This is a genomic window from Burkholderia perseverans, from assembly GCF_022870505.1.
GTDB classification, from domain to species: domain Bacteria; phylum Pseudomonadota; class Gammaproteobacteria; order Burkholderiales; family Burkholderiaceae; genus Burkholderia; species Burkholderia plantarii.
The window spans coordinates 4,094,669-4,107,980 of the sequence record NZ_CP045094.1; the positions used below are offsets into that span (position 1 = coordinate 4,094,669).

A 13,312-nucleotide genomic window follows, 5' to 3' on the forward strand; every position below is an offset into this window, starting at 1 on the left:
GATCGGGCCGTCAAGTCCCGTCCTGCTCGTTATGCCGTTCGGTTCCTCAGAAAGAACCTTAACTGAACGGCATTACCGCTTCGGCGGGCTTTTTTCATTCAAGCCGTTCGGTCCGGATCCGGACCGCGGCACGCTATGTGAGTTTTGCGCCGGTTTTACGCCGGTTGCGCGACGGCCGGCGTGACGCCTGCCGCTTCCGCGAGGACCAGCGCCTTGTCGGTCGCTTCCCACGAGAATTCCGGCTCGGCACGGCCGAAGTGGCCATAGGCGGCCGTCTTCTCGTAGATCGGGCGCAGCAGGTCGAGCATCTGCACGATGCCCTTCGGACGCAGGTCGAAGTGTTCGCGCACGAGCTTCGTGATCAGTTCGTCCGAGACCTTGCCGGTGCCGAACGTGTTGACCATCACCGAGGTCGGCTCGGCCACGCCGATCGCATACGACACCTGGATCAGCGCGCGCGAGGCGAGGCCCGCGGCCACGATGTTCTTGGCGACGTAGCGGCCCGCGTAGGCGGCCGAGCGGTCGACCTTCGACGGATCCTTGCCCGAGAACGCGCCGCCGCCGTGCGGAGCGGCACCGCCGTAGGTGTCGACGATGATCTTGCGGCCCGTCAGACCGCAGTCGCCCTGCGGGCCACCGATCACGAAACGACCGGTCGGGTTCACCAGGAACTTGATGTCGCCCTTGATCAGTTCGGCCGGCAGCGTCGGCTTGATGATCTCCTCGATCACGGCTTCGCGCAGTTGCGGCAGGTCGATTTCCGGGGCGTGCTGCGTCGACAGCACGACGGTGTCGATCGAGTGCGGCTTGCCGTCGACGTAGCGGACCGTGACCTGCGACTTCGCGTCCGGACGCAGCCAGTTCAGGCGGCCGTCGCGGCGCAGGTTGGCCTGGCGCTCGACGAGGCGGTGCGACAGGTAGATCGGCAGCGGCATCAGCTCGGGCGTTTCGTCGCACGCGTAGCCGAACATCAGGCCCTGGTCGCCGGCGCCTTGGTCGAGGTTGTTGTCGTGCGCGCGATCGACGCCTTGCGCGATGTCCGGCGACTGCTTGTCGTAGGCGACGAGCACGGCGCAACCCTTGTAGTCGATGCCGTAGTCGGTGTTGTCGTAGCCGATGCGGCGGATCGTGTCGCGCGCGATCTGGATGTAGTCGATGTTGGCAGTCGTGGTGATCTCACCCGCGAGCACGACGAGACCCGTGTTGCACAGCGTTTCGGCTGCCACACGGGAGTATTTGTCCTGCGCGAGAATGGCATCGAGAATCGCGTCGGAGATCTGGTCGGCGACCTTGTCCGGGTGGCCTTCGGAAACGGATTCGGACGTGAAGAGATAATCGTTTGCCACTTGGCTAAGCTCCTTGGTGGTTACGGTTGCATTCACGTAGCCAGCTTCGGAACCGGATGAAGTGGCGACGCTTTAGCGGATTCCTTGACCCGGACAGGCATCCTGCACCCCTCCGGCTTCGCCCCGCAAGTTGTCAGTTAACTCGGCGAAGCCCGTATTATAGCGGCTTTCCAGTCTTGTCACACAAGGGTGCATTCGTGGTTGCCCACCGCTACGTTCTGAATTTCCCCCGCCAGGCGCGGGCCTTCCGGCCCCATGGAGACCGCTCATGCTAGGCCGTCTCGGCACGCAGTTCGCGCTGCTTCTGCTGAAGCTGTTCGCGTTGCTGCCGTATGGCGTGACGGCGCGTTTCGGCGACGCGCTCGGCTGGTTGCTGTACCGCATCCCGAGCCGCCGAAAGCGCATCGTACATACGAACCTGAAACTCTGCTTTCCCGAGTGGAGCGAGGCGCGGCGCGAGGAAGTGGCGGGCCGGCACTTTCGTCATGCGATTCGCAGCTACGTCGAGCGCAGCGTCCAGTGGTTCGGCTCGGAGCAGAAGCTGGCCCGGCTGATCGAGGTCGACAGCGCGATCGACCTGACCGATCCGGACCTGCCGCCGACGCTGTTTCTCGGCCTGCATTTCGTCGGCATCGAGGCCGGCTCGATCTGGTTGAACCGCTCGCTGCAACGCACCTGCGGTTCGTTGTACCAACCGTTTTCGAACCCGCTGCTCGAAGCCGAGGCGAAGCGCGCGCGCGCGCGCTTCGACGCCGAGATGGCGAGCCGCGCCGACAGTGCGCGGATCGTGCTGCGCTGGCTGCGCGACCGCAAGCCCGTGATGCTCGGCGCCGACATGGACTACGGCACGCGCAACTCCACGTTCGTGCCGTTCTTCGGGATCCCGACCTGCACGCTGACGGCGGTGGGCCGGCTCGCGAAAACCGGCCGCGCGCAGGTCGTGCCGTTCATCGGCGAGGTGCTGCCGAACTACAAGGGCTACCGGCTGCGCGTGTTCAAGCCGTGGGAGCAGTACCCGACCGGCGACGACGATCTCGACGCGCGCCGCATGAACGCGTTCCTCGAGGAACAGATCCCGCTGCTGCCCGAGCAGTATTACTGGGTCCACAAGCGCTTCAAGACGCGTCCGGCCGGCGAGCCGGGCTTCTACTGATCGCGGACGCCGCGGCGGCGCCGGGACGGCCGCCGCCGCCGGGGTTCGCAAGCCGCGCCCGGCGCGGCATACAATAACGCCCATGAAACTTCCGTTCACCAAGATGCATGGCGCCGGCAACGACTTCGTCGTGCTCGACGGCACCGCCGGCGACCTCGGCCTCACGCCCGAGCGCGTGCGCGCGCTCGCCGACCGCCATTTCGGCGTCGGCGCCGATCAACTGCTGCTGGTCGAGCGGCCGACGCTCGACGGCGCGGATTTCCGCTACCGGATCTTCAACTGCGACGGCGGCGAGGTCGAGCATTGCGGCAACGGCGCGCGCTGCTTCGTGAAGTTCGTGCGCGACAAGGGCCTGACCGACAAGACGACGGTACGCGTGCAGGTCAGCCACGGCCTGCTCACGCTGACGCTGCAGGAGAACGGCGAGGTGGTGGTGGACATGGGCTCGCCCGTGTTCGAGCCGGCCCGCGTGCCGTTCGACGCCGCCGGCCTCGACGCGCGCCACGAGGGGGCGGACACGCTGTTCCCGCTCGAGGTGCGCGGCGCGACGCGCTGGATTTCGGTCGTCTCGATGGGTAACCCGCACGCGGTGCAGGTGGTGGACGACGTCGAGGCGTTCCCGGTCCTCGAGGACGGCCCCGTGATCGAACACCATGCGCGCTTCCCGCAGCGCGTGAACGCCGGCTTCATGCAGATCGTGTCGCGCCGCGAGGTGAAGCTGCGCGTCTACGAGCGCGGCGCCGGCGAGACGCTCGCCTGCGGCACCGGCGCCTGCGCGGCCGTGGCCGCCGGGATTCGCCGCGGCCTGCTCGATTCGCCGGTGGCCGTGCAGACCCACGGCGGCGTGCTGACGATCGCCTGGGACGGCGCGCGCGACGAAGCCGCGCCGCTGTCGATGGCCGGCCCCGCCGTCACCGTGTTCGACGGCGTCGTCGAACTGACCGCCTGAGCCTTTCGGCCCCCGCCCTCCTCCAACCACACCGCTCCATGAACGATCGCGACGTCGCCGACTACCTGCTCGCCAACCCCGAATTCTTCGCCCGGCACGCGGAGCTGCTCGCCACGGTCCGGCTCGCGAACCCGCACGGCAAGGCCGCGATCTCGCTGCAGGAGCGGCAGATGGAAATGCTGCGCGACAAGAACAAGCTGCTCGAACGGCGTCTGGCCGAGCTGCTGCGCTACGGGCACGAGAACGACGGGCTGGCGGCCAAGTTCGGCCGCTGGACCGCGCGCGTGATCGCCGAGCGCGACGCGCACGCGCTGCCGCGCGCGATCGCGGGCGGCCTCGCCGACGTGTTCGACGTGCCGCAGACGGCGCTGCGGATCTGGGACGTGGCCGACGCCTACGCGCAGGCCGATTTCGCGCGCAACGTCGGCGAAGAGGTGCGCCTGTTCGCGAACAGCCTCGTCACGCCCTATTGCGGCGCCAACAGCGGCTTCGAGGCCGCGCAGTGGCTCGCGCCGGTGCCGGCCGCGCCCGAGGCGGCGGACGGGGCCGACGGCGCCGCCACCACCGTCAGCGCGAGCGGCGTGGCCACCTCGATCGCGCTGATCGCGCTGCGTGCGCCCGAGGCCGGCGAAGGCGCCTCGGCCTTCGGGCTGCTGGTGCTCGGCTCGCCGGACGCGCGGCGCTTCCACGACGGCATGGGCACCGATTTCCTGACGCAGATCGGCACGCTCGCGAGCGCCGCGCTCACGCGCCTGCTGCCGCACTGAAGCGTCCACCCGCGCCATGACCGACGAGCCGATCGCCGCCTACCTGTCGTACCTGCAGCACGTCAGGCAGCTGTCGGAACACACGCTGCGCGGCTACGCGCACGAACTCGACGCGCTGGCCGCGTTCGCCCACGGCCGGCCGCTCGCGAGCCTCACCGCCGCCGACATGCGCAGCGCGGTGGCGCGCGCGCACGCGGGCGGACTGTCGGCGCGCTCGATCGCGCACCGGCTGTCCGCCTGGCGCGCGTTCTACCGCTGGTACGCGCAGCGCGTCGAGATGGCGGCCAACCCGGTGGCCACGGTGCGCGCGCCCAAGCGCGCCCGGACGCTGCCGAAGGCGCTGTCGGTCGACGACGCGAACACGCTGATGGAGTCGCCGTTCCCCGACACGCCCGAGGGGCTGCGCGACCGCGCGATCGTCGAGCTGTTCTATTCGTCGGGGCTGCGGCTCGCGGAGCTGGTCGGGCTCGACGTCCATTACGCGAACGCCGGCGGCTACCGCTCGGCGGGCTGGCTCGATCGCGGCGAGGCCGAGGTCAGCGTACTCGGCAAGGGCGGCAAGGAACGCAAGGTGCCGGTGGGCCGCAAGGCGCTGGAGGCGCTCGACGCCTGGCTCGCGGTGCGCGAGGGCTGGGTGCGCGCCGATCCGCACCCGCTGTTCCTGTCGGTGCGCGGCAACCGCATGGCGCCCGGCGTGGTGCGCGAGCGCGTCAAGCGCGCGGCGCTGGTGGCCGGGATTCCCGCCAACGTCCATCCGCACGTGCTGCGCCACTCGTTCGCGACCCACGTGCTGCAGTCGAGCGGCGACCTGCGCGCGGTGCAGGAGCTGCTCGGCCACGCCAGCATCTCGGCCACGCAGGTCTATACCTCGCTCGACTTCCAGCATCTCGCGCGCATCTACGACAGCGCGCACCCGCGCGCGAAGAAGCGCGACTGACGGCCCGGGCGCACCGCCCCGCCGCCGTCTCTTTCACCAGCCCTTGTTGTCGCCGCGCCCCGCGCGGCCCCCGAACCGATACCGACATGCAAACCGTTACGCTCAAACCGTCGAAAGACAAATCCCTGCTGCGCCGCCACCCGTGGATCTACGCGAACGCGATCGAGCACGTGGAAGGCCGGCCGGCCGCCGGCGCGACCGTGATGGTGCGCTCGCACGACGGCCGCTTCCTCGCGCGCGGCGCCTATAGCCCGCATTCGCAGATCCGCGTGCGGGTCTGGAGCTTCGACGAGGCCGAGCCGGTCGATCACGCGTTCTTCAAGCGGCGCGTCCAGCGCGCGGTCGCACACCGCCAGACCATGGTGACCGGCACCGACGCCGTGCGGCTCGTGTTCGGCGAAGCCGACGGCCTGCCCGGCCTGATCGTCGACTATTACGTGGACGACGGCCTGCCGCACGAGCTGCCGCCCGGCCAGTCGCCGGAGACCGCGCCGACCGCCGGCGCGCGGCGCGGCCAGCTGGTCTGCCAGTTCATGGCGGCCGGCGTCGAGGCCTGGAAGGAGGCGATCGTCGCCGCGCTCATCGGCGCGACCGGCTGCCCGAACGTCTACGAGCGTTCGGACGTGTCGATCCGCCAGAAGGAGGGGCTCGAGCAGACCACCGGCGTGCTGGCCGGCGACGCGCCGCCCGCCACGCTGGTCGCGCGCGAGAACGGCGTGCGCTATCACGTCGACGTGTTCAACGGCCACAAGACCGGCTTCTACGTCGACCAGCGCGACAACCGCGCGCTGGTCGGCCAGGTGTCGAACGGGCGCGACGTGCTGAACTGCTTCTGCTACACCGGCGGCTTCTCGCTGGCGGCGCTCGCCGGCGGCGCGAACCGCGTGGTCTCGATCGATTCCTCGGGCGACGCGCTCGCGCTCGCGCAGCGCAACGTGAGCGCCAACGGGCTCGACCCGGCGCGCGCGAGCTGGCTCGATGCCGACGCGTTCAAGACGCTGCGCCGCCTGGCCGACGAGGGCGAGCGCTTCGACGTGGTGGTGCTCGATCCGCCGAAGTTCGCGCCGGCGCGCGAGCACGTGGATCGCGCCGCGCGCGCCTACAAGGACATCAACCTGAGCGGCTTCCGGCTGCTGCGCCCGGGCGGCCTGCTGTTCACCTACTCGTGCTCGGGCGCGATCGACATGGACCTGTTCCAGAAGATCGTGGCCGGCGCCGCCGCCGACGCGCGCGTCGATGCGCGGATCCTCAAGCGGCTCGGCGCCGGGGTGGACCACCCGCTGCTGACCGCGTTCCCGGAAGGCGAATATCTGAAGGGCCTGCTGTTGCAAATCGCCTGAGCGCCCCGATCTGGGGCGTTCCGGCGCGCACGCCGGCCGAATGGCCGGGGCGCGGGCGCTTGACAACTATGTTTCAATAGGTAGTTCGGCACGCGCGGCATCCAGCCGGCGTGCCGCGGCATGCTCCGGCGGCGCGCGGCCCGCGGGCAAAGCCGCAACGTTTTGACCCCGTTTCACGAACCAAGGCGATCGACATGGCCATTCCCGTCACCATCCTCACCGGCTTCCTCGGCAGCGGCAAGACCACGCTGCTCAAGCGCATCCTGAACGACCAGCACGGCATGAAGATCGCCGTGATCGAGAACGAGTTCGGCGAAGAGAACATCGACAACGAAATCCTCGTGCAGGACAGCAACGAGCAGATCATCCAGATGAGCAACGGCTGCATCTGCTGCACGATCCGCGGCGACCTGGCGCGCGCGCTCGGCGATCTGGCCGCCCGCAAGCGCGACGGCAAGCTCGATTTCGACCGCGTCGTGATCGAGACCACCGGCCTCGCGAACCCGGGCCCGGTGGCGCAGACGTTCTTCATCGACAGCGAGATCGCCGACGAATTCCTGCTCGACGCGATCATCACGCTGGTCGACGCCAAGCACGCGAACGCGCAGCTCGACGAGCACGAGGTGGTACAGCGCCAGGTCGGCTTCGCCGATCGCCTGTTCATCACCAAGGCCGACCTCGTCGACGAAGCCGCGCTCGCCGCGCTCAAGCACCGCCTGCTGCACATGAATCCGAAGGCGGCCGTGCGCCAGGTGAACTTCGGCGACGCCGACATCAAGGAAATCTTCGACCTGCGCGGCTTCAACCTCAACGCGAAGCTCGAGATCGACCCGGACTTCCTCGTCGAGGACGACCACGACCACGCGCATCACGACCATGGCCACGATCACGGCCATGACCACGCGAACTGCGATCACGACCATGGCCACTGCGATCACGACCACGGTCACGATCACGCGCACGGCCACCACCACCACGCGCACCACGACGACAAGATCAAGTCGTTCGTCTACCGCAACGACCGCCCGTTCGACCCGACCAAGCTCGAGGACTTCCTCGGCGGCATCCTGCAGATCTACGGCGAGCGCCTGCTGCGCTACAAGGGCGTGCTGTACATGAAGGGCGTCGATCGCAAGGTGGTGTTCCAGGGCGTCCACCAGATGATGGGCAGCGACCTGGCCGGGAAGTGGATGCCGGCCGAGAAGAAGACCAACAAGATGGTGTTCATCGGCATCGACCTGCCGCAGGACCTGATCACCGACGGCCTCGACGCCTGCCTCGCATAAGCGTCGCGCGGGCATCCCGCGCGGCGGCGCCCGCGCCGTCCCCTCCCGCTCCGGGGCGGCCCGTACCACCGCCCGGGCGCCTCGGGCCGGCCGCATCGCGGCGCCACCCGCGCCTCGCTTCCTGCCCGCCGCACGCCATCCATCGCGCCGGGCCAGCCGGCCCGCACCGTCCCGCGGCAGGCCGCGCCCACGGCCGGCCGGCCGGCGGGCACGCGGTTTGAACGCGTCATCGCTTTTTCGCGCTTTGCAGGTTATATTTTTAGGATATCCAGCCGGCACGGCCGTGGAATTTCCTCGCTTGCGGAGCGGCTGAGCGATTCAGTTACAATACGTGCCCACTGGAAACGGCAGTTATTAGGCCCGGTTCTTGCATTAGCTGCCGGGCACACCGGCATCGCCCCCGCCGGCCGGTCATGAACCGGATGCGGCAGGCCTCGCTTCGAGGCAACGGCGCGAGCGGGCCGGCACCAGGGTACCTGGCGAACCGGTACCGGAGGCTTTCGGCCCCGACACGGCAAATGATTGGCAAACCATGACAAAGGCCGTTGCGGGTAATCCCAAAGTGCGGGCAATATCTCGCGATTTGCAGCACATTGAAGAAGCAAGCAGATGACGAACAAACTCTTGACCGAAGCCGAAATCCTGAAGATGAGCGACAAGGATTACATGAACGATGATCAGCTCGCCTTCTTCAAAAATCGACTCGAGCAGCTGCAGGCGGAAATCCTCCGCAACGCAGGCCAGACGACCGAGAACCTTCGCGAAACGGTGATCGTGCCGGATCCTGCCGATCGGGCCACGATCGAAGAGGAACACGCGCTCGAACTGCGCACGCGCGACCGCGAGCGCAAGCTGCTCAAGAAGGTTCAGCAGTCGCTCGCGCGGATCGATTCCGGCGACTACGGCTGGTGCGAGGAAACCGGCGAGCCGATCGGCATCCCGCGCCTGATCGCGCGGCCGACGGCCACGCTGTCGCTCGAGGCGCAGGAGCGCCGCGAGCTGCGCCAGAAGCTGTTCGGCGACTGATCGCGCCGGCGCGGCCGCTTCCCGCGCCTCTTCACGCTGCTTCGACAAAGCGTGCGGCTTGCCGCGCGCTTTTCTTTTTTCGGCGCCGTTTCCCGGCCTGCCGTGCCCGCCACGCTCCCGCCGTCCGGCGCGCCTTCGCCGGTCGTTCGCGGCGCCCCGGCGTTTGCGACCCTCGCCTCGACCGCCCTTGATCCCGCCCCGCTTCGCCAGATTTCCGCTCTTGATATCGTCGCGCGTGCCCTAACATGTCCGTAATGCGCGTGGGGCCATTCGCCACGCCGCGCGCCGCACAAGGGCGGTGGTGTCCGCACCGCCGCGTCTTCCCCGGATTTCTGAAGGAACGCAGATGGAGCAATATCACGGCACGACGATCGTCTCGGTACGCCGCGGCGATCAGGTCGCCCTGGGCGGCGACGGCCAGGTCACGCTCGGCAATATCGTCATGAAGGGCGGGGCGCGCAAGGTGCGCCGCATCTACAACAACCAGGTGCTGGTGGGCTTCGCGGGCGGCACCGCCGATGCGTTCTCGCTGCTCGACCGCTTCGAGGCGAAGCTCGAGAAGCACCAGGGCAACCTCACGCGCGCGGCCGTCGAGCTGGCCAAGGACTGGCGCACCGACCGCATGCTGCGCCGCCTCGAGGCGATGCTGATCACGGCCGACAAGACCACCACGCTCGTCATCACCGGCAACGGCGACGTGCTCGACCCCGAAGGCGGGATCTGCGCGATCGGCTCGGGCGGCTCGTATGCGCAGGCCGCCGCGCGCGCGCTGGCCGAGAACACCGACCTGTCGCCGCAGGAGATCGTCGCCAAGTCGCTGACGATCGCGGGCGACATGTGCATCTACACGAACCACAACCACATCATCGAAACGATCGAGTAAGGACGCTTCCATGAGCACCATGACCCCTGCCGAGATCGTCTCGGAACTCGACAAGCACATCATCGGCCAGGCGAAGGCGAAGAAGGCGGTGGCCGTCGCGCTGCGCAACCGCTGGCGCCGCCAGCAGGTGGCCGAACCGCTGCGCCAGGAAATCACGCCGAAGAACATCCTGATGATCGGGCCGACCGGCGTCGGCAAGACCGAGATCGCGCGCCGCCTGGCCAAGCTCGCCGACGCGCCGTTCATCAAGATCGAGGCGACCAAGTTCACCGAAGTGGGCTACGTCGGCCGCGACGTGGACAGCATCGTGCGCGACCTGATCGAGATCTCGGTCAAGCAGACGCGCGAGACGGAAATGCGCAAGGTGCGCTCGAAGGCGCAGGACCAGGCCGAGGACCGGATCCTCGACATCCTGCTGCCGCAGCCGCGTGCGGTCGGCTTCGGCTCGAACGCCGAGTCCGCCAACGAGGACAACAACGCGACACGCCAGACCTTCCGCAAGCGGCTGCGCGAGGGCGCGCTCGACGACAAGGAAGTCGAGCTCGACATCGAGCAGCCGCAGGCCGGCATGGACATCATGGCGCCGCCGGGCATGGAGGAGATGACCGAACAGATCCGCTCGATGTTCTCGAACATCGGCGGCGGCAAGAAAACGCGCCGCAAGGTGAAGATCAAGGAAGCGCTGAAACTGCTGACCGACGAGGAAGCCGGCAAGCTGCTCAACGACGAGGAAGTGAAGACGAAGGCCGTGCAGAACGTCGAGCAGAACGGCATCGTGTTCCTCGACGAGATCGACAAGATCGCCTCGCGCAATCACGAGGGCGGCGGCGGCGAAGTCTCGCGCCAGGGCGTGCAGCGCGATCTGCTGCCGCTCGTGGAAGGCACCACGGTGAACACCAAGTACGGGATGATCCGCACCGATCACATCCTGTTCATCGCGAGCGGCGCGTTCCACCTGTCGAAGCCGAGCGACCTGATTCCCGAGCTGCAGGGGCGCTTCCCGATCCGCGTCGAACTCGACTCGCTGTCGGTCGGGGATTTCGAATCGATCCTGGTGGCCACCGACGCGAGCCTCGTCAAGCAGTACCAGGCGCTGCTCGCCACCGAGGACGTGCAGCTCGAGTTCGCCGAGGACGGCATCCGGCGCCTGGCCGAGATCGCGTTCTCGGTCAACGAGAAGACCGAGAACATCGGCGCGCGGCGCCTCTATACCGTGATCGAGAAGCTGCTCGAGGACGTGTCGTTCGCGGCCGGCAATCATGCGGGCCAGAGCGTCACGATCGACGCGGGTTATGTCGATCGCGCGCTCGGCGAAGTATCGAAGGACGAAGACCTGTCGCGCTACGTGCTGTAAGCCGGCGGCGACTCGCCGGGATACGGAGCGGACCGGACGGGCGGCCCTGCGCAGGCGGGCCGCCCGTTTTTCTGCTTTTTTGCGATAGCGCCGGGGCAAAAGGCACCGGCGGCCGAATCCGGCCCCGGTGCCGTTGCCGGTGCCGTTACTGCCGGACCGGCCGCTTCGCGAGCTTGCGCTGCAGCGTGCGCCGATGCATGTTCAGCGCGCGCGCGGTCGCCGAGATGTTGTTGTTGTTCTCCGCCAGCACGCGCTGGATGTGCTCCCATTCGAGCCGGTCGACCGACAGCACGACCGGATGCTCGAGCGCGTCCTCGGCCTGCACCTCGCTCGCGTTGGTCTGCAGCGCGGCCAGGATCGACTCGACGTTGGCCGGCTTCGACAGATAGTTGTCGGCGCCGTCCTTCACGGCCTGCACCGCGGTGGCGATGCTCGCGTAGCCGGTCAGCACGAGGATCCGCGCATCGGGCTGCAGGTCGCACAGCGGCGCGATCAGCGAAAGCCCCGAATCGTCACCGAGATGCAGGTCGACGGTGATGAACTGGAACTTCGATGCGCTCGCGAGCTTCAGGGCAGCCTCGCGGCTGTGCGCCTGCTCGACGAGATAACCGCGACGTTCAAGGCCCCGCGCCAACGTCCCGGCAAATACCTCGTTGTCATCGATCACGAGGAAATGGTTGTCGCTCATTTTCTTCTCCTTCGGTTCAGCGAATGTTAAGCGGCCGGTTGCTGCGCCTCGGCCGGCCGCATGGTGCTGCTTACTACGGGCAAGCGCAGCAGCGCGCGCGTGCCGCGCGGCTGCGCGTCGTTCAGTTCGATCGTGCCGCCCAGCCGCGCGGCGGCACTGAACGCCAGATACAGCCCGACGCCGTTGCCGCCCTGGGTGCTGTCGACGGGCGCGGTGCCGAGCGATTCGCGCAGCGCGGGCGGAATGCCCGGACCGTTGTCGACCACCTCGAACACGATCGTGTCGCGATCCGACACGCGCGTGAGCCGCGCCTGCAGCGTCACGCGATCGCGGCTCGCGCGGGCCGCGTTGTCGAGCAGGATCGTGAGGATCTGCCCGGCGGCGACGGAGTCGACGAGTTCGACGCCCGACGGCCCCTCGCCGATCTGATCGAACTGCACGTGCGGATGGCGCAGCCGCCAGTGGCGTCCGAACGTCTCGAGCCAGGCGGCGACGCTCTCGCGCGTCGGCCCCGAGGCGCGGCTGCGCAGCCGCGCGAGCGCCGACGTGCATTGCGACATCTGTTCTTCCAGCACCTTCAGGTCCGCGTCGTAGCGCGCGAGGCCCGGATCGGCGCGCGCGGCGTCGCGCAGCTCCTCGGTCAGCATCGCGATGGTCGACAGCGGCGTGCCCATCTCGTGCGCGACGGTGGCGGCCTGCACGCCGAGCGCGACCGCCCGCTCGTCGCGCAGCAGCCGCTGCTGCGCCTCGCCGAGCGCGGCGTCGCGCTGGCGCAGCGCGTTCGACATGCGCGCGACGAACCAGGCGATCAGCCCGACCGACACCAGGAAGTTCACGCCCTGGCCTGCGCGGTAGTAGTCGAACAGGTTCGCCGGGTTGTCCAGGTTGAGCGGCACCGAATTGAAGCCGAGCGTGAAATAGCAGGCCACCGAGAACGCCGCGAGCCAGACCATCAGGTGCCACGGCAGCACCGCGGCCGCGATCGCCAGCGAGGGCAGGTACAGCGACACGAACGGGTTGGTGGTGCCGCCCGACAGGAACAGCAGCGCGGACAGCGCGCCGATGTCCACCCACAGCTGGCCCATCAGCTCGAAATTGGTCTCGGGGCGCGCGCGCAGCACGCGCAACCAGGTCAGCCCGTTGAACACGACCTCGAGCGCGATCACGCTGAGCATGGCCGGCAGCGGCAGGTTCGCGCCGAAGAAGCGCTGGGCGACGGCGATCGTGACGAGCTGGCCGAGGATCGCGAGCGTGCGCAGCCAGAAGAGGTTGCCGAGATTGACGCGGCCGGTGGTCGTGATTCTGTGCATGATCGGCGCAGTTTACTCCGTCGGCATGGCGCGTCCGCCGGCCGGCTGCCCGGCGAGCCTTCGCGCGTAACAATCGGGGCACAGGCAGTGGCCGGCCGGCAGCGGCGGCCACTCCGGCCCGGCCGGCAACGGCGGCAGGGCCGCGCACCAGCACCGCAGCGGCGCCGCACCGCCCGCTGCCGCGCTGGCCGCGAGCCCGTCGGCCGCGAACTCATCGGGAACGAACCCGTCGGGCGCGGGCGCGCCGCAGCCGAACGGGCGCCGGCACTGCGG

Annotated in this window: 13 protein-coding genes; 10 read left to right on the plus strand and 3 right to left on the minus strand. The window is 68.5% G+C overall.

The genetic code is table 11. The features are described from left to right. A partial coding sequence (locus BpN12_RS32810) for a hypothetical protein (RefSeq protein ID WP_246796236.1) occupies positions 1-184 on the plus strand: 184 nt, incomplete at its 5' end. On the opposite strand, the gene metK is transcribed toward BpN12_RS32810, so the two are convergent. Next, entirely contained in the window at positions 156-1,346 is a 1,191-nt protein-coding gene (metK, locus tag BpN12_RS32815; protein WP_198250870.1) for a methionine adenosyltransferase, read from the minus strand. The two genes, BpN12_RS32810 and metK, sit on opposite strands and share 29 nt — an antisense overlap. Before the next feature lie 268 nt (positions 1,347-1,614). Between metK and BpN12_RS32820 the strand changes: the two genes are divergently transcribed. The 9 genes from BpN12_RS32820 (at position 1,615) to hslU (ending at position 11,041) form a co-directional block, all read left to right on the plus strand. Next, a complete protein-coding gene (locus BpN12_RS32820) occupies positions 1,615-2,499 on the plus strand; it encodes a lipid A biosynthesis lauroyl acyltransferase (RefSeq protein WP_198250869.1) in 885 nt (294 codons plus the stop codon). A gap of 82 nt (positions 2,500-2,581) precedes the next feature. Next, complete coding sequence (gene dapF / locus BpN12_RS32825; protein WP_246796237.1) at positions 2,582-3,448, plus strand: diaminopimelate epimerase; 867 nt, start codon at positions 2,582-2,584, stop codon at positions 3,446-3,448. 38 nt (positions 3,449-3,486) lie between these two features. Then, entirely contained in the window at positions 3,487-4,215 is a 729-nt protein-coding gene (locus BpN12_RS32830; protein WP_246796238.1) for a DUF484 family protein, read from the plus strand. 16 nt (positions 4,216-4,231) lie between these two features. Beyond that, a complete protein-coding gene (xerC, locus tag BpN12_RS32835) occupies positions 4,232-5,152 on the plus strand; it encodes a tyrosine recombinase XerC (RefSeq protein ID WP_246796239.1) in 921 nt (306 codons plus the stop codon). 86 nt (positions 5,153-5,238) lie between these two features. After that, complete coding sequence (locus BpN12_RS32840; protein WP_246796240.1) at positions 5,239-6,492, plus strand: class I SAM-dependent rRNA methyltransferase; 1,254 nt, start codon at positions 5,239-5,241, stop codon at positions 6,490-6,492. A 194-nt stretch (positions 6,493-6,686) separates the two neighbouring features. Beyond that, positions 6,687-7,778 carry a CobW family GTP-binding protein gene (locus tag BpN12_RS32845; RefSeq protein ID WP_483298942.1) on the plus strand — a complete coding sequence of 364 codons (1,092 nt, stop codon included), beginning with the start codon at positions 6,687-6,689 and terminating at the stop codon, positions 7,776-7,778. A 609-nt stretch (positions 7,779-8,387) separates the two neighbouring features. Next, positions 8,388-8,804, plus strand: coding sequence for an RNA polymerase-binding protein DksA (dksA, locus tag BpN12_RS32850; RefSeq protein ID WP_015877289.1), 417 nt, complete (start codon positions 8,388-8,390; stop codon positions 8,802-8,804). A 346-nt stretch (positions 8,805-9,150) separates the two neighbouring features. Next, positions 9,151-9,687 carry an ATP-dependent protease subunit HslV gene (gene hslV / locus BpN12_RS32855; protein ID WP_246796241.1) on the plus strand — a complete coding sequence of 179 codons (537 nt, stop codon included), beginning with the start codon at positions 9,151-9,153 and terminating at the stop codon, positions 9,685-9,687. Between the two features lie 10 nt (positions 9,688-9,697). Further along, complete coding sequence (gene hslU / locus BpN12_RS32860) at positions 9,698-11,041, plus strand: ATP-dependent protease ATPase subunit HslU (RefSeq protein ID WP_198250862.1); 1,344 nt, start codon at positions 9,698-9,700, stop codon at positions 11,039-11,041. A 145-nt stretch (positions 11,042-11,186) separates the two neighbouring features. On the opposite strand, the gene BpN12_RS32865 is transcribed toward hslU, so the two are convergent. Both BpN12_RS32865 and BpN12_RS32870 read right to left on the minus strand, forming a co-directional pair. Continuing rightward, positions 11,187-11,729: a response regulator transcription factor gene (locus tag BpN12_RS32865; protein ID WP_042626278.1), complete on the minus strand. Its 543-nt coding sequence runs from the start codon at positions 11,727-11,729 to the stop codon at positions 11,187-11,189. Between the two features lie 26 nt (positions 11,730-11,755). Continuing rightward, positions 11,756-13,039, minus strand: coding sequence for an ATP-binding protein (locus BpN12_RS32870; RefSeq protein ID WP_246796242.1), 1,284 nt, complete (start codon positions 13,037-13,039; stop codon positions 11,756-11,758). Positions 13,040-13,312 lie beyond the last annotated feature (273 nt).